Source organism: Polaromonas sp. JS666, from assembly GCF_900103405.1.
Classification (GTDB): domain Bacteria; phylum Pseudomonadota; class Gammaproteobacteria; order Burkholderiales; family Burkholderiaceae_C; genus Polaromonas.
The window spans coordinates 480,067-502,531 of sequence record NZ_FNHX01000001.1 but is presented as its reverse complement, the minus strand read 5'-3'; the positions used below and the strand labels follow the sequence as shown (position 1 = coordinate 502,531).

18 protein-coding genes are annotated in these 22,465 nt (G+C 66.1%); 8 read left to right on the top strand and 10 right to left on the bottom strand.

The features are described from left to right. Nucleotides 1-36: 36 nt before the first annotated feature. Nucleotides 37-447 (bottom strand): VOC family protein, encoded by a 411-nt coding sequence (locus tag BLQ85_RS02460; RefSeq protein WP_007865284.1) that lies wholly within the window; start codon nucleotides 445-447, stop codon nucleotides 37-39. A gap of 231 nt (nucleotides 448-678) precedes the next feature. Here BLQ85_RS02460 and BLQ85_RS02455 point away from each other — a divergent pair, with 231 nt between their 5' ends. After that, nucleotides 679-1,185, top strand: coding sequence for a disulfide bond formation protein B (locus BLQ85_RS02455; RefSeq protein WP_074574481.1), 507 nt, complete (start codon nucleotides 679-681; stop codon nucleotides 1,183-1,185). Nucleotides 1,186-1,236: 51 nt separating this feature from the next. On the opposite strand, the gene BLQ85_RS02450 is transcribed toward BLQ85_RS02455, so the two are convergent. Next, on the bottom strand, nucleotides 1,237-2,250 hold the full coding sequence (locus BLQ85_RS02450; RefSeq protein WP_254779659.1) for a Bug family tripartite tricarboxylate transporter substrate binding protein: 1,014 nt from the start codon (nucleotides 2,248-2,250) through the stop codon (nucleotides 1,237-1,239). Between the two features lie 181 nt (nucleotides 2,251-2,431). On the opposite strand from BLQ85_RS02450, the gene BLQ85_RS02445 reads away from it, so the two are divergent. The 5 genes from BLQ85_RS02445 to BLQ85_RS02425 all read left to right on the top strand — a co-directional run bounded on the left by BLQ85_RS02445 (nucleotide 2,432) and on the right by BLQ85_RS02425 (nucleotide 9,984). After that, nucleotides 2,432-3,115 carry an IclR family transcriptional regulator gene (locus BLQ85_RS02445; RefSeq protein WP_254779657.1) on the top strand — a complete coding sequence of 228 codons (684 nt, stop codon included), beginning with the start codon at nucleotides 2,432-2,434 and terminating at the stop codon, nucleotides 3,113-3,115. 93 nt (nucleotides 3,116-3,208) lie between these two features. Next, a complete protein-coding gene (locus tag BLQ85_RS02440) occupies nucleotides 3,209-4,423 on the top strand; it encodes an alpha-hydroxy acid oxidase (protein ID WP_074574477.1) in 1,215 nt (404 codons plus the stop codon). 128 nt (nucleotides 4,424-4,551) lie between these two features. Continuing rightward, the gene (imuA, locus tag BLQ85_RS02435) at nucleotides 4,552-5,376 is read left to right on the top strand and encodes a translesion DNA synthesis-associated protein ImuA (RefSeq protein WP_074574475.1); all 825 of its coding nucleotides are present in this window, start codon (nucleotides 4,552-4,554) and stop codon (nucleotides 5,374-5,376) included. Next, complete coding sequence (locus BLQ85_RS02430; RefSeq protein WP_074574474.1) at nucleotides 5,336-6,799, top strand: Y-family DNA polymerase; 1,464 nt, start codon at nucleotides 5,336-5,338, stop codon at nucleotides 6,797-6,799. Before imuA ends, BLQ85_RS02430 begins: the two co-directional genes overlap by 41 nt. 11 nt (nucleotides 6,800-6,810) lie before the next feature. Then, entirely contained in the window at nucleotides 6,811-9,984 is a 3,174-nt protein-coding gene (locus BLQ85_RS02425; RefSeq protein WP_074574472.1) for an error-prone DNA polymerase, read from the top strand. Here the strand turns inward: BLQ85_RS02425 and BLQ85_RS02420 are convergent. The 6 genes from BLQ85_RS02420 to argA form a co-directional block, all read right to left on the bottom strand. Beyond that, nucleotides 9,978-10,652: a phosphoribosyltransferase gene (locus BLQ85_RS02420; protein ID WP_074574470.1), complete on the bottom strand. Its 675-nt coding sequence runs from the start codon at nucleotides 10,650-10,652 to the stop codon at nucleotides 9,978-9,980. The two genes, BLQ85_RS02425 and BLQ85_RS02420, sit on opposite strands and share 7 nt — an antisense overlap. 118 nt (nucleotides 10,653-10,770) lie before the next feature. Beyond that, nucleotides 10,771-11,250 carry a response regulator gene (locus BLQ85_RS02415; protein ID WP_074574469.1) on the bottom strand — a complete coding sequence of 160 codons (480 nt, stop codon included), beginning with the start codon at nucleotides 11,248-11,250 and terminating at the stop codon, nucleotides 10,771-10,773. Then, nucleotides 11,247-12,953 (bottom strand): PAS domain-containing hybrid sensor histidine kinase/response regulator, encoded by a 1,707-nt coding sequence (locus BLQ85_RS02410; protein WP_083336701.1) that lies wholly within the window; start codon nucleotides 12,951-12,953, stop codon nucleotides 11,247-11,249. The genes BLQ85_RS02415 and BLQ85_RS02410 overlap by 4 nt, the downstream gene beginning before the upstream one ends. Before the next feature lie 177 nt (nucleotides 12,954-13,130). Further along, nucleotides 13,131-13,763 carry a LysE family translocator gene (locus tag BLQ85_RS02405; protein WP_074574466.1) on the bottom strand — a complete coding sequence of 211 codons (633 nt, stop codon included), beginning with the start codon at nucleotides 13,761-13,763 and terminating at the stop codon, nucleotides 13,131-13,133. Continuing rightward, nucleotides 13,760-14,008, bottom strand: coding sequence for a DUF1272 domain-containing protein (locus tag BLQ85_RS02400; RefSeq protein ID WP_074574465.1), 249 nt, complete (start codon nucleotides 14,006-14,008; stop codon nucleotides 13,760-13,762). The genes BLQ85_RS02405 and BLQ85_RS02400 overlap by 4 nt, the downstream gene beginning before the upstream one ends. A 72-nt stretch (nucleotides 14,009-14,080) precedes the next feature. Beyond that, a complete protein-coding gene (argA, locus tag BLQ85_RS02395; protein ID WP_007865306.1) occupies nucleotides 14,081-15,430 on the bottom strand; it encodes an amino-acid N-acetyltransferase in 1,350 nt (449 codons plus the stop codon). Between the two features lie 215 nt (nucleotides 15,431-15,645). Between argA and BLQ85_RS02390 the strand changes: the two genes are divergently transcribed. Together BLQ85_RS02390 and hrpA are read left to right on the top strand one after the other, a co-directional pair. Then, a complete protein-coding gene (locus BLQ85_RS02390; RefSeq protein WP_074574463.1) occupies nucleotides 15,646-16,866 on the top strand; it encodes a GGDEF domain-containing protein in 1,221 nt (406 codons plus the stop codon). Nucleotides 16,867-16,967: 101 nt separating this feature from the next. Further along, entirely contained in the window at nucleotides 16,968-20,855 is a 3,888-nt protein-coding gene (gene hrpA, locus BLQ85_RS02385) for an ATP-dependent RNA helicase HrpA (protein ID WP_074574462.1), read from the top strand. Nucleotides 20,856-21,010: 155 nt separating this feature from the next. Here hrpA and BLQ85_RS02380 read toward each other — a convergent pair whose 3' ends face one another. Both BLQ85_RS02380 and BLQ85_RS02375 read right to left on the bottom strand, forming a co-directional pair. Next, complete coding sequence (locus BLQ85_RS02380) at nucleotides 21,011-21,169, bottom strand: DUF3309 family protein (protein WP_007856361.1); 159 nt, start codon at nucleotides 21,167-21,169, stop codon at nucleotides 21,011-21,013. 104 nt (nucleotides 21,170-21,273) lie between these two features. Beyond that, complete coding sequence (locus BLQ85_RS02375; protein WP_074574461.1) at nucleotides 21,274-22,449, bottom strand: pyridoxal phosphate-dependent aminotransferase; 1,176 nt, start codon at nucleotides 22,447-22,449, stop codon at nucleotides 21,274-21,276. Nucleotides 22,450-22,465: the final 16 nt, after the last annotated feature.

The following is a 22,465-nucleotide window of genomic DNA, read 5'->3' as shown; positions in this document are numbered from 1 at the left end:
GAGGCGAAGGCTTCGCGTTGAAATCCCAGGCTCTGCCTAGCCGGCAGGCTTGATCACCACCGACTCGGCCGAAGCCACAAAAGGCCCATGGTAGACCGCCTCGATGTTGTTGCCGTCCGGATCCAGCACAAAGGCGCCGTAGTAGCCCGGGTGGTATTTTCGCTCGCCCGGCGCGCCGTTGTCGGTGCCGCCCGCGGCCAGCGCCGCTTCATAAAAGGCTTTGACGGCCGCCTGGTCTTTGGCCTGGAACGCCAGGTGGACGTGCGAGGTCGCGCCGTCGGCCTGGTCTATCCACAGCTCGTCGGCCGAGAAATGGCTGTCGGCTTCCTGGATGGCGCCGGCCTTGCCCAGCGACTGCAGCACGGCGCGGTAAAAGCGCTTGCTGGCCGCCAGGTCATGGGCGCGCAGGTGGATGTGGTCGACGAGGCGGCCGCGGTGGAATTCCATCTTGGGGTCCTTTCTGTTTCGTGGCAAGCCGCTTGCCGCGGCTTGCGGAAGTGGATGATCCCGAAAATCTACGCCCGCCGCAGCGGCCCATCTGTAGGACAAATACGGGCCTGTACGCTTGAAAGAGGGCGAAAAATCCGCGCGCCATGAATTGCAGTCGGGAACTTATGCCGGTCCAAACGCCCGAACCCCTGGACCATTCATAATCCACCCAGAAAAAGAGGGACCCTGATGTTTTTGACCTATTTCGATGCCATGCCGCGCCGCGTGCTGGTGCTGGTGGCCGCGGCCTGTGTGGCCATGCTGGCTTTTGGCCTTTACCTGCAGCATGTGGTAGGCCTGGAGCCGTGCCCCATGTGCATCGTGCAGCGTTACGCGCTGGTGCTGGTGGCGCTGGTGGCGGGCGTGACGGCCATCGCCAAAAGCCGCGGCCTTTTGATGGCCGGTTCGGGCCTGATGGTGCTGCTGGCCGGTTTCGGCGCTTTTGTCGCGGCGCGCCAGAGTTTTTTGCAGTGGTACCCGCCGGAGATCGCCTCCTGCGGCCGCGATTTTTACGGAATGATCGAGACCTTCCCGCTCAAGCGCGCCATTCCCATGATCTTCAAGGGCAGCGGTGACTGCACCAAGATTGACTGGACCTTTCTGGGCGGCTCGATCGCCAACTGGTCTTTCATCTGCTTTGTGGTGATCACGCTGGTGGGCTTGTTGCTGGTGGCTCGCCTGGCGCGCAAGCGTTAAGTTTTCCCGGTCGGTATCGATTTTCTGTGCGCAAATGCAGTTAGCAACTCTCTAGTTCAGCTCAATTCGCGCGTCACGGATCACTTTCTCCCAGATGGCCGATTCTTTGCGCACAAGGGTGCGCATCTCATCCGGCCCGGACATCGCAATGTCCACCCCTTGCTCATCGAAGCGCTGGAGCAATGCGGGGTTCCTGGCTGCAGCCTGCATCGCCGCAAAGAGCTTGTTGGTCACAAGCGCAGGTGTGCGCGCGGGCGCAAAAATGGCGTTCCAGGAACTGTAGGCAAACCCGGGCACAGCCTGCGAAATCAAAGGCAGTCCTTTGAGCGGGCTGGACTTGCTGGGGGCAGTGATCCCTATGCCCCGGATCGCGCCCTTTTCAATCATGGCGGTGAATGAGGGCATGGTCCCGAAGATGGCCTGCACCTGGCCGGAAATGAGGTCGGTCATGACCTGGGCCGCGCCCTTGTAAGGGACATGCGTCACCTGGATGCCGGCGCTTCGCGCGAACAGCTCCGTCCCCAGATGGGCGAGGCCGCCTATGCCTGCGGAAGCGAAATTCACCTCGCCCGGGTGGGCCTTGGCATAGGCAATCAGCTCTGCGACGGATTTGAAGGGCGCCTTCGCACTCACCACCAGCACATGGGGCGCCGAAGCGATCATGCCCACGGGCGTGACCTGGGTGAGGATGTCCACACGGTTCTTGCTCAGCAAGGGCTGCGCAGTGATGTTGCCGGAGGCACAAAACAGCACGGTGTAACCGTCGGCTGCCGAGCGCGCCACCGCATTGAGCGCCGGGACCCCGGCACCGCCGCCGATGTTCTCGATCACAAAGGCTTTCCCGAGGCTGGGCGCCATGGCCTGTCCAAGATCGCGTCCCAGCACATCGGTTGCGCCTCCCGCCGCGAACGGAATGATCATCCGGATGGGTTTGCTCGGGTAGTCGTCCTGCGCCTTGGCAGCGAAAGGCAATAGTGTGGCCGCGCCGAGAAGGCGGCGGCGGCCGGAGTTCATGGGAATCGGCATGGTCTTGTCTCGCTCCAGGTGTTTGAATGCGGGCATCATGGTTCGGCGTGGAAGCAAAAACAACGTGTTACGCTCTGCGTAACAATCATCCTCACCCATGGCCCCTAGAGCATCCGCACCGAGCACTGGTGCCTCGACTCCGAAGCGTTCTTCTTCAAGAGGCCCCGCGGACATCGAGCAGGCCCCGGGACGGGACCATGTCCACGCGGTTGTCCGGGCCATGTCCTTGCTCAAGGCCTTCGACGATGGCGACAAGGTGTTCCTGTCGCTGACGGAACTGGCGCGCCGCACCGGCATGCACAAGCCCACCGCCCTGCGGCTGGCGCGCACGCTTGCGCTGTCCCGCTTCATGGTACAGCGCGACGACGGTGCATGGCGACTGGGGCCCGCGGCCGGATGGCTGGGCTCGCGCTACCAGGCTCAATTCGACGTCGGATCCGTCATCGAACCCATCCTGGTTCGGCTGGCCGCGGACACCGGTGAAAGTGCTTCTTTCTACATCCACGAAGGTAATCTTCGCAGCTGCCTGATGCGTTGCGACGGCCCCAATGCCAGGCCCGACCATCCCCGCTCCGGCGAACTGCTGCCCCTGGAGCTGGGAGCGCCGGGCCGGGCAATTCTGGCGGCCCTTGGTGAGCCCGGCGACCTCTACGAACGTATTCGCCGGCGCGGCCACCACTGGGCGCGCGCAGAACGCTCAACAGGCGCGGCCGCCGTGGCCGCCGCCGTACGCGGCGAAAAGGGCACGGTACTCGGGGCCGTCAGCACCTCGGGGCCTGTCGAGCGATTGACACCGGCCGTTCTCCGAGGGCTGGCTCCCGTCACCATGGCCGCCGCGCGGCAACTGGGCTTGGCGTTGGGCGGTGTTTCAACGACGGCACTGCGCGCTACATGGCATCCATGATGTTACGCATTGCGTAACCCATTGCCCGTCACCTGTCGTCTGGATTCCAATTCACGCAGGCCTGGATCGCTGCAGGCATCCGAAGGAATTCCGATGACAACAACTCCACATCGACAGCAGTTGGGCCTCGCACCGAACGCCCGGCGCGAGCTGCCTTCCCGGCTTCGAAGCATTCTTTCGCTGGGTGACCTGGAGCCCGCGGCACGCCGCGTCCTGCCTCGTCCGATCTTCGGCTACCTGCAAGGCGGTGTTGAAGACAACGTGACGTTGCGGGCGAACGGTGCGGCGTTCAGGAAATGGATGTTCCGCACCAATGTGTTGGTGAATGTCTCATCGCGCGAACAGCACACCACGTTGATGGGCCAGAACTACAGCGCACCCTTCGGTGTGGCACCTATGGGCCTTTGTGCGCTGTTTGCCTTCGATGGCGATGTGGCGATCGCCCGCGCCGCCGAAGCTGCTGGCATCCCTTTTGTCCTGAGCGGCGCGGCACTGACCCGCATGGAACGCGTGGCGCAAGCCGCCCCCACCTGCGGCTGGTTTCAGGCCTACATTCCGGGAGAGGCCGGGCACATCGAAGGACTGGTGAATCGCGTGGAGGCGGCCGGTTTCAAGACCCTGGTGGTGACGGTGGACACGGCGACGCTGGCGAATCGGGAAAACAACGTCCGCGCCGGCTTCTCCACACCTCTGCGGCCAAGCCTGCGCCTGGCCTGGGACGGCATGGTACGCCCACGCTGGCTTGTGGGCACCCTGGTCCGCACTCTGGTCGAGCATGGAATGCCCCACTTCGAGAATGCGGGGACAGGGCGCGGCGCGCCCATCATCTCCGGCAACGTCGTCCGGCAATTTGGCATGCGCGACCACCTGAACTGGGAACACCTGGCGCTGATCCGCCGGCATTGGCGGGGCAAGCTGGTCATCAAAGGCTTGACGTCCGCGGCCGATGTCCAGCGCGCGGAGCAGGCGGGGGCTGACGGTGTGATCCTGTCCAACCACGGAGGACGCCAGCTGGATGGAACCGTGCCCCCGATGCTGGTGCTTCAAGAGGCTGCCAAGGTGAAGGGGGGTATGGCGTTGATGGTCGACAGCGGTATCCGCCGCGGCACTGATGTCTTGAAAGCACTGGCGCTCGGGGCCGACCATGTATTCGTGGGGCGCCCCATGGCCTATGCCGCCGCAGTGGGTGGCCAGGCAGGTGTCAGCCATGCTATCGGGCTGCTGAGGGACGAAGTTCACAGGGACATGGCACTTCTTGGCGTAAAGACTTTGAAGGAATTGGGCCAAGGGCACTTGGTGGCGGTGTAGAGCAATGCCAAGGCCGGTGCATCCCATCTCGACGTCCGACATGGGAACTTGGTTTTAGGGCTGACACGGGATGGGTTTCATGGTACTGTATGCATGTACAGTATTTTGCCTTGACTTGACCTCCCGCCATGCTTTCGCCAATCCCCGCAGCCCGCGCCTTGCCGGACTTCGCCAACGCCCATGTCTGGCGCGCCGGCGAGCTTGGCGGCGCGAGTGTGCAAACCGTCGCCACGGGCTATGCGGCGCTGGACGCCGTGTTGCCCGGCGGTGGCTGGCCGCGCGGGGCCTTGATCGAGCTCTTGCAGCCCCAGGCCGGTGTACATGAATGGGGTTTGGTGGCGCCGGCGCTGGCAGCCTTGCAGGCCCAGGGCCGTGAATTGACGGTGCTGGTGGGCGCGCCCTGGTTGCCATTCGGCCCGGCGCTGGGCGCGCGGTCCCTGGACATGCGGCGTCTGCTCAGCATAGACGGCCAGCCCGGCGATGCGCCCTCGCTGCTGTGGGCCACGCGCGAAGCCCTGCAATGCGCCGACGTGCACAGCGTGCTGGCTTGGCTGCCCGATGCGCGCAGCGCCCACCTGCGCCGCCTGCAGATCGCCGCCCATGCGCACCACAAGCTGCTGTTTGTGTTCCGGCCCCTGCGGGCGCAACAGGAGTCCTCGCCCGCGCCGCTGCGTTTGCGGCTGGAGGGCGCGGCCCAGGAGGCGGGCACCTTGCGGGTCGATGTGTTCAAGCGGCGCGGCCCGCCGCTGGCCGCGCCGCTGCTGCTGGACACCCGGCCGGCCCGTCTGGCCGCATTGCTGGCAGCCAGCCGCGAAAGGGCGCGGCGCCAGCGCGAGGAAGCCGGCGTCCTGGCGCCCTTGCTGCTGCCGTCGCGCGTGGCTCTTCCTCTCAACTCACCTCAGAGTCCCATCCATGCGCTGCTGGATCGCATTGCGCATCTCGACCACCACTGAGGCGGGCCAGCCGGCTTGCCCCATGGATGCCGCCATGCTGCAGCAGGCGGCGGCCAGCCTGGCGCTGGGCCTGACGCCGCGCGTGGCGCTGGTCGACGAAGCCGTGCTGATGGACGTGACGGCCAGCCTGCGCCTCTTTGGCGGGCTGGCGCGGCTGATGCAGCTGCTGGTGCAGCGCCTGGAGGTTTTTTTGGGCGAGAACGGGCTGCGGGCCGAAGTCCAGCGCGCGCAGGGCGCGACTTCGCTGATCGCGCTGGGCCGCTTGCGTGTGCTGGGCGAGGGTGGGGCCGCCGTCAAAAAACGCGTGGCCGAGCTGCCCATGCACACGCTGACGGCCGCCTGCCCGCACCTGGGCGTGCTCGAGCGCATAGGCTGCCGTACCTGGGACGACCTGCTGCGCCTGCCGCGCGATGGCGTGGCGCGGCGCTTCGGCGCGGAACTGCTGCAGGCGCTGGACCGCGCCCGCGGCAGTGCACCCGACGACTACGAGTGGCTGCTGTTGCCCGAGCACTTCGAGGAAAAACTCGAACTCAACGCGCTGGTGACCCACGCTCCCGCGCTGATGGCCGGTGTGGAACGGCTGCTGGTGCAATTGCACGCCTGGCTGCTGGGCCGGCAAAGCGGGCTGAGCGCGCTGAAAATCACCTGGCACCTGGACAAGCGCCGCGACGTGCCGCCCACGGGCGAGCTCGAAGTGCGCACGGCCCAGCCCGCGCAAGACCTGCGCCATGTGGCGCGCCTGATCGCCGAGCACCTGGCGCAGCAAAAGCTGCCCGCGCCCGTGCACAGTCTGACGTTGCAATCGCTGGCCACCGAGCTGCTGGCCGACGCGGCCGCCGCCACCGGAAGCCTGCTGATGGAGGCGCGCCAACAGGGCGACAGCGTGGTGGAACTGGTCGAGCGCCTGAGCGCCCGCCTGGGCGATGCGCGGGTGCGGGCCTGGCAGCCTTGCGCCGACCACAGGCCCGAGCTGATGCAGCGCTGGGTGCCGGCCAGGGGCATGATTGCATCGATCAGCGCGCAGCTTGTTCCCGCCCGGCCCGGCCGCACGCCTTCAAAGGGTTCCAAGGCAGCTTCCAGCAGCACGCCCCCGGAGGCCAGGACCGAAGCCCTGTACCCGGCCTGGCTGCTGCCCGAACCGATCAAGCTGGCCGCCGCCGGCAACAACCCGGTTTACCAGGGCCCGCTGCGCCGCCTGGCCGGGCCGCAGCGCCTGGAGGCCGCCGAATGGCTGCTGGCGGGCAGCGAGGCCGCGCGCCAGCAGCCATTCAGCGGCCTCAGCGCAAAGCCGTGGGCGCTGCGCGACTACTTCATTTACCGGACCCAGCAGGGCGGCCTGCTCTGGATATACAGCGAGCGCCTGGGCGCGACGCCCGAGGGCGCGCGGCAGCGCGCCTGGTATTTGCACGGCTTTTTTGCCTGAGGCCAGCCGCCATGTCCGCCCACGCGCTGCCCGATTACGCCGAGCTGCATGCCCTGAGCAACTTCAGCTTCCAGCGCGGTGCCTCGCATGCCGACGAGCTGGCCGAGCGGGCCGCCGAGCTGGGCTACAAGGCGCTGGCCGTCACCGACGAATGTTCGGTCGCCGGTGTCGTGAAGGCGCATGAGGCGGCCCGGGCGCACGGGCTCAAGCTGCTGCCGGGGGCCGAGTTCCTGGTGCAGGCCGCTGGTGCCTTCAGGCTGGTGGTGCTGCCCCATAACGCGGCGGGCTGGGGCAACCTCTGCGAGTTCATCACCGAGGCGCGCCGGGCCGGCGACGCGATCGAGAAGGGCAGCTACCGCGTCACGCTGGCCGAGACCGATTTTTCGCGGCTGGCCGATTGTGAAATCCTGCTGTCGCCCCTGCCAGAGGCCCTCCCTGTGCAGGCGCTGTGCGCGCACGCCGCCTGGGCGCTGCGGCTGTTCGGCGCGGCCGCCTGGCTGGCCGTCGAGCTGCAGCAGGGGCTGGACGACGCGCTGCGCCTGCAGCAGCTGCAGGAGGTGGCGGCGCACACCGGCATAGGCCTGGTGGCGGCCGGCAATGTGCTGATGCACAAGCGCTCGCGCAAGCCGCTGCACGACGTGATGACGGCCATCAAGCTGGGCCGGCCGGTGCATGAGTGCGGCTTTGCGCTGCAGGCCAATGCCGAGGCGCATCTGCGCCCGCGTATGCGGCTGGCCGGCATCTACCCGGCCGCGCTGCTGCGCGCCACGCTGGTGGTGGCGGCGCGCTGCAACTTCAGCCTCGACGAGATCCGCGACCTCTACCGCTACCCCCGGGACGACATGGTGCCGCCGGCCGAAACGCCGGCGCGCTGGCTCAGGCGGTTGAGCTGGCAAGGGGCCCATACACGCTATCCGCAGGGCATTCCGCGCAAGGTCAGGAAGCAGCTGGGTTTTGAGCTGGCGCTGATCGAAGAGCTGGAATACGAGATGTTCTTCATCACCGTGCACGACATCGTACGCTTTGCAAGGCAGGAAGGCATCCTGTGCCAGGGGCGCGGCTCGGCGGCCAATTCGGTGGTGTGTTTCTGCCTGGGCGTCACGGCCGTCAACCCGGCGGAAAGCAAGCTGCTGTTCGAGCGCTTCATCAGCCGCGAACGCCGCGAGCCGCCCGACATCGACGTGGACTTCGAGCACGAGCGGCGCGAGGAGGTCATCCAGTACATCTACGGCAAATACGGCCACGACCGCGCCGCGATCGCCGCCACCATCATCAGCTACCGCCCGCGCAGCGCGATCCGCGACGTCGGCAAGGCGCTGGCCATGGAGCCTGAGCTGATAGACCAGTTCGCCAAGGAGCATTTCTGGTTTGACGGCAGCGAGGTGCTGCGGGAAAAAATCCGCCAGGCCGGCCTGGCGGGCAGGGAAGAGCCGGTGCTGCAGTGGCTGGACCTGTCGGCGCAGCTGATCGGTTTTCCGCGCCACCTGAGCCAGCACGTGGGCGGCTTTGTGCTGACGCAGGGCAAGCTCACGCGGCTGGTGCCGGTGCAGCCGGCCTCCATGGAAGACCGCCGCATCATCCAGTGGGACAAGGACGACCTCGAGGCCATGGGCCTGCTCAAGGTCGACGTGCTGGCGCTGGGCATGCTGTCGGCCATACGGCGCTGCCTGGCGCTGGTGAACCAGACCCGGGGCACCCAGCTGCAGATGCACCAGGTCAAGCCCGACGAGAAGACCTACGACATGATCTGCGCGGCCGACACGGTGGGCGTGTTCCAGATTGAAAGCCGCGCCCAGATGTCCATGCTGCCGCGGCTGCAGCCGCGCAGCTACTACGACCTGGTGGTCGAGGTCGCCATCGTGCGGCCCGGGCCCATACAGGGCGGCATGGTGCACCCCTACCTGAAGAACCGCGAAGCCCAGAGGCGCGGTGAAACCATCACCCCCGAATACCCGGCGCTCAACCCGGCCCTGGAGCGCACGCTGGGCATCCCGATTTTCCAGGAGCAGGTGATGCAGATCGCGATGATCGCCGCCGACTTCACGCCCGGCGAGGCCGACGACCTGCGCCGCTCCATGGCGGCCTGGAAGCGCAAGGGTGGGGTGGAGCGTTTCCACGGCCGACTGGTCCAGGCCATGGTCAAAAACGGCTACAGCACTGAATTCGCCGAACGCATCTTCAGCCAGATCCTCGGCTTCGGCGACTACGGCTTTCCCGAAAGCCATGCCGCCAGCTTCGCCAAGCTGGTCTATGTGAGCTGCTGGTTCAAGTGCCATGAGCCGGCCTGTTTCCTGGCGGCCATGGTCAATTCCCAGCCCATGGGTTTTTACACGCCCTCGCAGCTGGTGCAGGACGCCATCCGCCACGGCGTGGAGGTGCGCGCCGTGGATGTGATGCACAGCCACTGGGACTGCACGCTGGAGCCGCAGGGCGTGCTGCCGGCCGGCACGCAGCCGGCGGTGCGCCTGGGCCTGCGCCTGGTGGCCGGCCTGCGCGAGGACGCGGCCCTGCGCCTGGTGGCGGCGCGGGCGCAAGCGCCTTTCAGTTCAACCGAAGACCTGGTGTCGCGCGCCCAGCTGGGCACGCTGGAAGTCAACGCGCTGGCCGCCGCCGATGCCTTGCTGCCGCTGTCGGGCCACAGGCGCCAACAGGTGTGGGAGGCCTCGGCCATCAAGCCGGCACCGCGCCTGCTCAAGTCCGTGCCCACGCATGAGACGCCGCTGGTGCTGCCCGATACGCCCGAAGGCGAAAACATTCTGTTCGACTACCAGGCTACAGGCCTCACGCTGCGGCGCCACCCGGTCGCGCTGCTGCGCGAGCGGCTGGCGCGCAAAGGCCTGCTGAGCGCCAGCGAACTCAATGCCTTGCCCGACGGCGAAGAGGCAGCCGGCTGCGGCATCGTCACCGTGCGCCAGCAGCCGCAAACCGCCAAGGGCACCATCTTTGTTACGCTGGAGGACGAAACCGGGCCGGTCAATGTGATCGTCTGGAAGTCGCTGCGCGAAGCCCAGCGCGCCGAGCTGCTGCATTCACGCCTGCTGGCGGTCTACGGGGTGTGGCAGCGCAGCGAGGAAAGCGGCACCGCCAAGGGCTATGGCGCGGTGCGCAACCTGGTGGCGCGGCGGCTGGAAGACCTGACGCCGCTGCTGGGGCGGCTGGGCACCTCCAGCCGCGACTTTCATTGAGGCCGGCTGGCTTGCCGCGCGTGTTCCCGCTGCGCATCGTCCAGCAACTGGCGCACCTCTTCGTCGGTGGCCTGGGGAAAGTCCACATACCACTGGCTGACGGCGCCGAAATATTCCAGGCGGGCCGGGCAGACGACTTCCGTGCCCTGGTCTTCCAGTTCCCGGCATCCCTGCGCGGAACCGACCGGCACGGCCACTACCAGCTGCTCAGGCTGCTGCTGCCGTATCGCCAGCACGGCCGCGCGCATCGTGGCGCCGGTGGCCAGCCCGTCGTCCACCACGATGACGCTGCGGCCCGTGATGCCAGGCGCCGGGCGCTGCTGGCGGTAGAGCTGTTCCCGGCGCAGCAATTCGGCTTCTTCCCGGGCCAGCACGGCGGCCACCGCCTGCGGCGCCGCACCCGGCGGCGGGTCCCTCATCACCCGCACACCGCCGCTGGCAATGGCGCCCATGGCGTATTCCTCATGCCCTGGATAACCGAGCTTGCGCACCACCAAGACGTCCAGCGGCGCCTCAAGTGCCCGGGCCACCTCACGCCCCACGGCCACGCCGCCGCGCGGCAAGGCCAGCACCAGCAGGCCGGGGCGGCCGCGGTAAGCCGCCAGGGCGCCGGCCAACAGGCGCCCGGCATGGACGCGGTCACGGTAGGGCAGTGCGAGGTCTGTCATGCGCAGGCTCCTGGCAGGCTTTCAGAGCCGGCAAAGCGGGCCCGGCCGCCTTGCCGGAACAGCCTGATTTTCCCGCGGGAATGCCGCGGCCTGCAAGAGGACGCCGGCGTGAGGCAGCTCAGTGCTGCCGTGCTTCGCCGGTTTCCACGCTGCCCTGCTGCAGGGCATGCTCCAGCAGTTTGCTGTAGTTTTCCAGCTTTCTGTACAGCAGGCGCACTTCCAGCATGTTGTGGATGCGCGTCTTGACTTCCACCAGGTCAAAGGGCTTGCTGATGAAGTCCTTGGCGCCGGTTTCCAGGGCGCGCAGCTTGTGGCCCGGCTCCGCGGTCAGCACGATGACGGGCAGGTAGTTGTCGCGGCTGTTCTTCTTGAGTTCCTGCATGACCTGGAAGCCGTCCATGCCCGGCATTTTCAGGTCCAGCAGGATCAGGTCGTAATGGTGCTCGGCGTGCAGCCCGGCAACTTCCAGCGGATCCATGGTGGCGCTGACGCGGGTGTAACCGGTCTCGCCGAGCAGTTGCCTGAGCAACTGCACGTTCACAAGCTGGTCGTCCACCACCAGGATGCTTGCATGGAGGATGTCGAATTCAGTGTTCATGGCGTGGTTTCCCCGGCCGCAAGGCGGTCGGTCCTGGCTTTGGCCAGGGAGAGCATCAAGTCCAACGTTTCCATGAACTCGTTGATCTTGATGGGTTTGGTGAGGTAACGAAAGAAGCCGGCCTGCAGGCCTTTTTCGATGTCGCGGGGCATGGCATTGGCACTGAGGGCCACGACCGGGATGTGTTTCGTCAAAGGGTCTTCCGACAGGATCTTCATGGCCGTGATGCCGCTGATGCCGGGAAGGTTGATGTCCATCAGGATGAAGTCGGGCAACGCGGCCTTGGCGATGGCGATGCCGCTGATGCCGTCGCGCGCGGACAGCAGCCGGAAGTCCGGGCGCCTGGCGATCAGGTCCTCCACCAGCATCAGGTTGGCCGGGTTGTCCTCGACGTACAGCACGGTGCAGGTTTGCGGGTCCGCGGGCGCGGGTGCGGCAAGCCCGAGCGCGAGATTGAGCAGCTCCGGTGAAAATTTCTGCTCGGTGGTGACGTTCATTTCGATCCAGAACACGCTGCCCTTGCCGACCGTGCTTTCCACGCCGATCACACCGCCCATCAGCTCGACCAGCCGCTTGGTCATGACCAGGCCTATGCCCGTGCCCTGTTCGGTGCTGGCTTCCTGCCCGAGGCGGTTAAAGGGCTGGAAGAGCTGCTCTATCTTCTCGGGCAGCAGGCCTTCGCCGGTGTCTTCCACGCAGATGCGTATGCGCCCGGGCGGGATGTCGACGCACCTGAGGGTCACCTTGCCGCGTTCGGTGTTGTACTTGATGGCGTTGGTCAGCAGGTTGATCAGCACCTGCTTGAGCCGCGTGCGGTCCGCATTGACGAAGAGGGGAGAGGTGAACGCCGGAAAGCTCACACGGATGCCGCGCTTTTCGGCCTGCGACTCGATCATGGTCTCGCACTCGTGCATGACTTCGGCCAGCGACACCGGCTCCAGCGACAGCGACAGCTTGCCGGACTCGATCAGCGCCAGGTCCAGGATCTCGTTGATCAGGTCCAGCAAATACCAGCCGGCCTGCAGGATCTGGTCCACGCTGCGCTTTTGCGAGGGCGTGGGCACCGGCGTGCCGGACTCTATCAGCTGCGCGAAACCCAGGATGGCGCTGAGCGGCGTGCGCAGCTCGTGGCTCATGCTGGAGAGGAAGTCCGATTTGGCGAGGTTGGCCTTCTCGGCCACCGCCATGGCCTCGTTCAGCGCGATCTCGACCTGCTTGCGCACCGAATTGTCGGTGCCTATCAGCAGGTAGCCGATGATGGTGCCGAAGTCGTCGCGCAAGGCGGTGATGGACACGATGGCCGGAAAGCGGCTGCCGTCCTTGCAGATGTAGGTCAACTCGTAAATGTCTTCGATGCCGCGCGAAGCCTTGAAGGCCAGGGCTTCAAAGCCCGGCGTGATGGGGGTGGCGAGCTCCAGGCTCAGCGCCTGCGCCCTGGCCATCACTTCCTGCGGGTCGTGGATGTCGCTGGGATTGATCTTGTTGACGACCTCGGCCGCCATATAGCCCAGCATGCGCTCGGCGCCGACGTTAAAGAGCTGGATGATGCCTTTTTCGTCGGTCGCGATGATGGAGAAATTTTCGCTCGTCAGGATGGCCGTTTGCAGCGCGCCCGTCTTGAGCAGCGCTTCCTGGCGCCGGACCTCTATGCCGTCGGCTTTGGCGAGCGCCTCAAGGGCGCTCAGGCTGGTAAGGGGTGACATGGGCCATGTTTCTGTGAAAGTAACGACGATGCCGCGAGGCGCCAGCCGTGAGGCGGCGCGTCCAGGATCCTGGCCGGGGAGGGGGTGAAGTCTTTGGAAAGACTCCGAAAGTATGCGGGCTCGGGCCTTGAGCGGTCTGTTCGGCAGCGCACATAGGCGCCGCCCGGCCCGCAATGGCTAGCTGTTCGCCCGCCGGTAAAAGGCCAGCGAGCCGGCCAGTGCCAGCAGCGCGCCGCCGCAGGCGCGGTCCATCCAGCGCGTGGCCGAGGCCTTGAGCAGGCGTATCGCGCGCGCGCCCACAAAGGCGTAGGCGAACATGACGGAAAAATCGATGCCCGCGAACACCAGCGCAATCGCGAGGTACTGCGGCGCCTGGGCGGCGGCCGGGTCTATGAACTGCGGCAGCAGGGCCGAGCAGAACAGGTAGCCCTTGGGATTGGTCACCGCCACCAGGAAGGACTTCATGAAGATCGCGCGGCTGCCGTGCTGTGTGCCGGCCGCGCCTTCGGCGGGAATCTCAAAGCCGCCGCGCGAACGCAGCAGGCGAATGCCCAGCCAGGCCAGGTAGGCCGCGCCGGCCCATTTGAGCACCGAAAACCAGAACTCGGAGGCGGCCAGCAGCGCGCCCAGGCCCAGGGCTACCGCGCCGACCAGCACAAAATCGGAAACCACCGCGCCTAGCATGCCAGGCACGGAGCGGCGCACGCCGTAGCGCGAGCCGTTGGCCAGCGCCAGCAGCACGGTGGGGCCGGGCGTGGCGATGGCCACCAGCGCGACGACGGAAAACAGCAGCAAGGTGGTGGTGTTCATGCGGCGGCTCCGCAGCCCTGGGGTTTGTAGACGCGCTCGGTCGAGGGCGGGTATTTCGCGAGAAGGCGCTCGGGGCGGCTGGGCCGCGTGGTGAAACCGCCGCCGCAGTTGGGGCAGACGCCCTTGAGCCGGGTGTCGGCGCAGTCGGCGCAAAACGTGCATTCAAAGGTGCAGATGCGTGCCTCGGCCGACTCGTTGGGCAAGTCCTTGTTGCAGCATTCGCAGTTGGGGCGCATTTGGAGCATGTGAGATCCTGTTGGATGTGGGGATTGACCCGATGCTAAAGAAAAACCCCTGCGAGGGAAACCCCGGCCGGGTCAGGACAGCTTCTTGACCAGCACCTGGCTCTTGCGATCCCAGTTGTATTTGCGTTTGCGGCCTTCGGGCAGCCAGTCGGGATCCACTTGCACAAAACCGCGCTTGATGAACCAGTGCATGGTGCGGGTGGTCAGCACAAAAATGCTTTGCAGGCCGGCGGCGCGGGCGCGCTGCTCTATGCGTTTCAAGATTTTTTCGCCGTCGCCCTGGCCCTGGCTTTGCGGCGAGACGGTGAGCGCCGCCATTTCAGCCGTTTTGGCTTCGGGGTAGGGATAGAGCGCCGCGCAGGCGAAGATCACGCCGTCGTGCTCGATGATGCTGTAGTTGGCGGCGTCGCGCTCGATCTCGGTGCGGCTGCGCTTGACCAGGGTGCCGTCGTTTTCAAAAGGCTCTATCAGCTGCAGAATGCCGCCCACGTCGTCCCCGGTGGCTTCGCGCAGCTCTTCGAGCTTTTCATCGACCACCATGGTGCCTATGCCGTCGTGCACATAGATTTCCAGCAGCAGCGAGCCGTCTACCGCAAAGGGCAGGATGTGGCTGCGCTCCACGCCGGCCTTGCAGGCCTTGACGCAGTGCTGCAGGTAAAAGCCGGTATCGGTGGGGCGCTCGCCGTTGGGCAGGGTGGCCAGCAGCTTTTCGGCGGCGGCCAGCGGCAGCTCGGTGTCTATGGGGTTGTCCTCGCTCTCGGGCTGGTCGTGGTGTATGCGTATGCCCGGAATCTCGGTCAGGAAGATCAGCTTGTCGGCCTGCATGGCGATCGCCACCGAGGTGGCGACCTCTTCCATGGTCAGGTTGAAGGCCTCGCCGGTGGGCGAGAAGCCGAAAGGCGACAGCAGCACCATGGCGCCGAAGTCCAGCACCCGGCCTATGGCGGCGGTGTCCACCTTGCGCACCAGGCCGGAATGCTTGAAGTCCACGCCGTCCAGGATGCCGACCGGGCGCGCGGTGATGAAGTTGCCCGAAATCACCCGCACCGTGGAGCCGGCCATGGGGGTGTTGGGCAAGCCCTGGCTGAAAGCCGCCTCGATTTCATAACGCAGCTGGCCGGCGGCTTCCTGGGCGCTGTCCAGGGCAACTTCGTCGGTGATGCGCATGCCGTGTGAATACTTGGCCGTGTGGCCCTTGGCCTTGAGCTGTTCGTTGACCTGCGGGCGAAAGCCGTGCACCAGCACGATTTTCACGCCCATGCTCTGGATCAGCGCCAGGTCCTGGGCGATGTGCTGCAGCTTGCCGGCGGCGATGGCCTCGCCGGCCAGGCCCACCACAAAGGTCTTGCCACGGTGCGTGTGGATGTAGGGCGCGACCGAGCGGAACCAGGGCACAAAGGTGAAATTGAAGACGGCGGACATGGGCGCGCTTTCGGGTCGTAAAGGGCAGGGCGTAAGCAGCCGGGGGCGGGGCGGTCGGAGGTGAAACCGGGCCTCCTGGCACCGCTGTCCCCGGCAAACGGAAAAAGTCCAGTGAGTGTAAGGGAGACAGGGCGCCGCATGAAGGCGCAGCCCCGGGCGGCCTACGCCTTTTGGTGCTTGGCGAAACCGGGTCCGGCGGGTATGGTCAGGGGGTTATGGATAAATATGCGATCGGGTTCTGGGGCTGCTACTTCGGGTCGGCCGGCCTGATGCTGGCCGGTTCGGTGTTTGCCTATATCCGGTCCCTGCGGCGTATTGCCGTCAATGCCGCCGCCTCGGCCTTGGCCTCGACCTTTTTTGTGATCGCCTTTCTGGGTGCCCTACCCATAGGCGACGCCGACACGCTGGACCGCTTCCTGGCCCATGTGGCCAGCCTGGTGTCGGTTCTGCTGGCCTACCTGCTGTTCTCCATCCTGGGCATTTTGCGCAGCCCCTCGTCCCAGCGGCGCGCCTTGCTGCTGCTGGCGGGCGTCGCCGCATTGGTCATCGCGCTGGGCTGGGCCCTGAGCCCGCAGCAGTCCCTGATGCTGAGCCTGGCCGGGGCCGCGCTGATGGGCTTTGTGGCGCTGGCCCTGAGCCTGCGCAGTGCCCTGCGCGGCGACCGCCTGGCCTGGGTGGCGGTGGCGGGCGTGGTTTTTATGCTGGTGGCCATCGTGGGCCTGAGCTGGGCGGCGCTGGACCGTGCCCACGTGCCCTGGCAGGCCCATGCCGTCGCCGCGCTGGCGGGCACGGCCTATCTGGCCACCATGGCGTCGGTGTTGTGGATACGCTATTCCTATCTCATCGAGCTGAACCAGGCCATGGCCTACGGCCCCAGCTACGACCCCGTCACCCGCATGCGCTCCAACAGCGAAACCAACAATATGGTGAACGGGGCTTTCAGGGATTACCGCGACAAGCCCGTGCCGCTGGGCGTGATCGTTGTCTCCATCGCCAACCTCTACGTGCTCGAAAAACTCTACGGCCTGGCGGCCGTCAACCATGCGCTGTTTGTCTGCGCCGGGCGGCTGCGGCGCACCGTGCCGGCCCATGTGGAGATGGGGCGACTGGGCGAGGACGGCTTTTTGCTGCTGATGCGCAACTGCCACGACAGCGGCGACCTGATCCATCTGGCGCGCCGCGTCCAGGCCGCCCTGACGCGCACCGTGGCGCTCAACACCAGCCTGGAAGCCGGCACGGCGCCCGGCCAGCAGACGCCCTGGGCGGCGGAGGTCGGCCTGGGCGTGCTGCGGGTGTCCAAAACCGATGCGCGCGCCTCCTCGGCGGTGGGCCTGGGGCGCGGCATGTCGCGCGCGGCGCTGGGCTATCCGAGCCGCATTGCCTGGTTTGACGAGGGCAGCGGGGAGATCGTCGACATGCCGGTGCTGGCGGCCTGAGCCGGTGCAGCCTCCCCCGGCGCGCGGGGGCTTTGCGGAAGCGCCGATAATTGGCGGCTTTGGCCGTCCCGGCCCGCCGGCCTTCTTTCAGACCTCTCCCTTTGTCCCCAGTTTTGACTCCCCTGACCATCACTTTTCCCGAATCGCTGCCCGTCTCCGGCAGGCGCGATGAAATCACCGCCGCGATGGCGGCCCACCAGGTCGTCATCGTCTGCGGCGAAACCGGCTCGGGCAAGACCACACAACTGCCCAAGATCGCGCTGGCCATGGGGCGCGGCAAGCTCAACTACCCCCCGGGGCAGGGCCGGCTCATAGGCCACACCCAGCCGCGCCGTATCGCCGCCTCCAGCGTGGCCAAGCGCATCGCCGAGGAGCTGAAAACACCGCTGGGCGAGGTGGTGGGCTACAAGGTGCGCTTCCAGGACAGGCTCTCGCGCGACGCCTCGGTCAAGCTGATGACCGACGGCATTTTGCTGGCCGAGACACAGACCGACCCACTGCTCAAGGCCTACGACACCCTTATCATCGATGAGGCCCACGAGCGCAGCCTGAACATCGACTTCCTGCTGGGCTATCTGCGCCAGCTGCTGCCGCGCCGGCCCGACCTCAAGGTGGTCATCACCTCGGCGACGATTGATGCGCAGCGCTTTGCCGATTACTTTGCCTCGGCCAAAGGGCCGGCGCCCGTCATCATGGTGTCCGGGCGCATGTTTCCCGTCGAGCAGCGCTACCGGCCCTTTGAAGAGTCGCGCGAGCACGACCTCAACGACGCGATCGCCGACGCCGTCGACGAACTCTGGCTGAGCCCGCACAGCGCGGGCGACATCCTGGTGTTCTTGCCGGGCGAGCGCGAAATCCGCGAGGCGGCCGACCATTTGCGCAAGCACCTGGCGCACCAGCCGCTGACGCGCAACGCCGAGGTGCTGCCGCTGTTCGCGCGCCTGAGCCAGGCCGAGCAGGACCGTATTTTCGACGGCCACAGCGGCCGGCGCATCGTGCTGGCCACCAATGTGGCCGAAACCTCGCTGACCGTGCCCGGCATCCGTTATGTGATCGATGCCGGCACTGCCCGTGTCAAGCGCTACAGCTTTCGCAACAAGGTCGAGCAGCTCATGGTGGAGCCGGTGTCGCAGGCCGCGGCCAACCAGCGCGCCGGCCGCTGCGGCCGCGTGGCCGACGGCATCTGCATACGGCTGTATGACGAGAAGGATTTCCAGGGCCGCCAGCCCTTTACCGACCCGGAAATCCTGCGCAGCTCGCTGGCCTCGGTGATCTTGCGCATGAAGGCGCTGCACCTGGGCAATGTCGAGGAGTTTGCCTTCATCGAACCGCCGCAGCGCCGCGCGATTGCCGACGGCTACCAGCTGCTGGCCGAGCTGGGCGCGGTGGACGAGGACAACGAACTCACGCCCGTGGGCCGCACACTGGCCAAGCTGCCGCTGGACCCGCGCGTGGGCCGCATGATTTTGGAGGCCAGGGACCGCCATGCGCTGGACGAGGTGCTGGTGATCGCCAGCGCGCTCAGCGTGCAGGATGTGCGCGACCGCCCCATGGACAAGCAGGCCCAGGCCGACCAGCAGCACGCCAAGTTCGACGACGAAAAAAGCGAATTCAGCGGCTACCTCAAGCTCTGGAAATGGCTGGGCGACGCGCGCGGCGGCCACGGCACGGACCACAAGCTCTCCAACCGCCAGTATGAAAACCTGCTGCGCGAGAACTACGTCAACGTGCGCCGCGTGCGTGAATGGCGCGACATCCATTCGCAGCTGCATACCGTAGTGGGTGAGCAGAAGTGGGTTCTGAACGACAAGCCCGCGAGCTACGAGCAGCTGCATTTGTCCATGCTCTGCGGCCTGCTTGGAAACATCGGCTGCAAGAGCGACGAGGAAGACTGGTACCTGGGCGCGCGCGGCATCAAGTTCTACCGCCATCCCGGCGCGCGCCTGAGCAAAAAGCCGGGCCGCTGGATTGTGGCGGCCGAGCTGGTGGAAACCACGCGCCTGTTCGGCCGCGGCATCGCCAACATAGACCCGGCCTGGATAGAGCAGGTGGCCGGCCATTTGCTCAGCAAACAATTGCTGGACCCGCACTGGGAGAAAAAAGCCGCCCAGGTCACGGCGCTGGAGCGCGCCACGCTGTATGGCCTGGTCGTTTACAACGGCCGGCGCGTCAACTTCGGCCGGGTCGACCCGGTCACGGCGCGCGAGATCTTCATCCGTGAAGCGCTGGTGGCTGGCAACTGGGACACCAAGCTGCCTTTCCTGGCGGCCAACCAGAAGCTGATCCAGCAGGTGCAGGACCTGGAACACAAAGCCAGGCGGCAGGACGTGCTGGTCGATGAAGAGCTGATTTACGCCTTTTACGACCAGCAACTGCCGGCCGACGTGCACAGCGGCGCGGGCTGCGAGCACTGGTACAAGGAAGAATCGAAAAAGCAGCCGCAGCTCTTGCTGCTGACGCGCGAAGAGCTGATGCGCCACGAGGCGGCCGGTATTACCACCCAGTCCTTTCCCAAGACCCTGCGCATGGGCGGCGTGGACTGCTTGGTGACCTACCTGCACGAGCCCGGCGACGCGCGCGACGGCGTGACCGTCGAGGTACCGCTGTTCGCGCTCAACCAGGTCAACGAGGAGCGCTGCGAGTGGCTGGTGCCCGGCATGCTCAAGGACAAGGTGCAGGCGCTGATCAAGACTCTGCACCAGCGCCCGCGCTCGCGCCTGGTGCCGCTGCCCGAGACCGCCGCCCGCATGACCGAGCAGCTGCTGCAGCCCGAGGTCTTCGGCAGCGGCTCGCTGACCGACGCGGTGCTCAAGCTGGTGCGCGACGCGACCTCGCTGGACATCAAGCGCAACGACATGAAGCTGGACATGCTGCCGCCGCACCTGTTCATGAACTTTCGCGTGGTCGACGAGCACGGCCGCCAGCTGGGCGCGGGCCGCAACCTGGGCGCGCTCAAGGGCGAGCTGGGCTCGCAGGCGCGCGGCGCTTTCCAGGCACTGGCCGGGCTCAAGAATCTGGCGAAAGCGCCCGAGCCGGCCGCCAATCCAGGCAAGACTCCCGCTGCCGGCAAGCCTGGCGCTCCGGCGGCGCCGGAAAAACCGGCGGTCAAGGTCGCGGAGCGTTACACGGGCTGGAGTTTTGGCGAACTGCCCGAGCTGATGGAAATCCGCAAGGGCTCCCAGACGCTGATCGGTTTCCCGGCGCTGATTGACCTGGGCGACGCGGTCACCATAGAGGTGTTTGACGAACCCGATGCGGCGGCTGCCAAACACCGTGCCGGTTTGCGCCGGCTGTTTGCGCTGCAGATCAAGGACGCGCTCAAATACCTCGAAAAAAACCTGCCCGAGCTGCAGAAGATGGCCACGGCCTACATGCTGGTGGGCCGCGCGGCCGACAACTCCGGCGGCGGCACGCTGGAAGAGCTGCGCGAGCAGATCATCGAAGTCGCGCTGGACCGCGCCTTCCTGCTCGATCCGTTGCCCACCAGCGAGGGTGAATTCAAGAAGCGCATCGAAGACGGCCGGGGCCGCCTGACCCTGATCGCCAGCGAGGTGGCCCGGCTGGCCGCGGGCATACTCACCGAATTCGCCGTGGCCCAGCGCAAGATCAAGGACAGCAAAAACGCCGCCGAAGCCGCGGCCGACGCCGCCCAGCAACTGCAGCGCCTGGTGCCCAAGCGCTTTCTGGCAGTCACGCCTTATGCACAGCTGCAGCATTTCGCGCGCTACCTCAAAGCCATCACCTTGCGCCTGGAAAAATGGCGCGCCGACCCGGCACGCGACGCCGCACGCCTGGCTGAGCTGCGGCCGCAGGAACAACGCTACTGGCGCCTGGTGGCCGAACGCAAGGGCGCGGTCGACGCGCGCATGCAGGAGTTCCGATGGTTGCTGGAGGAGTTGCGTGTGAGCTTTTTTGCGCAGGAATTGCGCACGCCGCAGCCGGTGAGCGTCAAACGATTGGAAAAGGCCTGGGCTCAACTGAATAGTTGAGCCCAGCCTTTTAGCGAAGGCTAACAACTGCCGAAGGCTTGTTATGCCGTAGCTAAAAAGCGTGGCAGCAACTGAATAGTTGATGCCGGGTTTTGAAGCGCGCATAAAAAATGGCCTTGCAATGCAAGGCCATTTTTCCTGGTGAGACCGTGTGGCTAGATGCGGCCCATCAGCAGCAGGATCACGAGGATCAGCACCACGAGGCCGATACCGCCGCTGGGCCCGTAGCCCCAGCTTCGGCTGTGGCCCCAGGTGGGCAGGGCGCCGACCAGGATCAGGATCAGGACAATCAGCAGGATGAGCGAGAGGGACATGAAAGCACTCCTTGTTTTATGTGCCTTGATTCTTGCCCGGGCCCAGGCACGGTCAAGCAGGAGGGGGGCCTGTCCAACCGTCGGTCAACGCTGACAGCCTTGGCCTACAGCCTGGCCAGGCGCTGCAGCGCCGTGTTCAGGGTCTCATCCTTCTTGGCGAAGCAAAAGCGCACCACACGCTGGTCGAAGCCGTTGCCGTAGAAAGCCGACAGCGGAATGGCCGCGACGCCGATTTCGGTGGTCAGCCATTTGCAGAATTCGGCTTCATCGAGGTCGCTCACCTCCGAAATGTCCACGCACTGGAAGTAGCTGCCTTCGCTGGGCAGCAGCTTGAAACGGGTTTTGGCCAGGCCGTCCCGGAACAGGTCGCGCTTGCGCTGGTAAAAGGCCGGCAGACCCAAATAGGGCTGCTCGTCGGCCATATAGGCGGCCAGGCCGTGCTGCACCGGCGTGTTGACCGTGAAGACGTTGAACTGGTGCACCTTGCGGAATTCGGCCGTCAGCGCGGCAGGTGCGGCCACGTAGCCAACTTTCCAGCCGGTGACGTGGTAGGTCTTGCCGAAGCTGCTCACGATAAAGGCGCGCGCGGCCAGGCCCGGAAAGCGCGCCGCGCTCTGGTGGAGGCGGCCCTGGGCCGCGTCGAAGACCATGTGCTCGTAGACCTCGTCGCTGATCAGGAGCACGTCGGTGGGCGCCAGCAAGTCCTGCAGCGCGAGCATGTCGGCCTCGCTCCAGACCGTGGCGCTGGGGTTGTGCGGCGAGTTGACGATGATGGCGCGCGTGCGCGGCGTGAGGGCCGCGGCGATTTTGCCGAAGTCGGGGCGGAAGGTGCCCGGCGTGAGCGGCACGCGAACCACCTTGCCGCCGGCCAGTTCGATGTTGGGCACGTAACTGTCGTAGCAGGGCTCCAGCACGATGACTTCATCGCCGGGATGGACCACGGCCAGGATGACGGTGATGATGGCCTGCGTCGCGCCCGCCGTGATGGTGATCTCGCTGTTGGCGTCGTAGCGGTGGCCGTAGAGCCTGGCCACCTTGGCCGAGATGGCCTCGCGCAGCACCGGCACGCCCGTCATGGGCGGGTACTGGTTCAGGCCCCGGGTCATGGCGTCGGTGACGGCATTGACCAGTTGCGGGTCGCATTCAAAATCAGGGAAACCCTGGCCCAGGTTGACCGCGCCTTTTTCGGCGGCCAAGGTGGACATCACCGTAAAGATGGTGGTGCCGACGGCGGGCAGTTTGGTGGTCAGCGTGGGGGTGCGTTCGAGAGTGGTGGTCATGGCTGCAGGGGCGCTT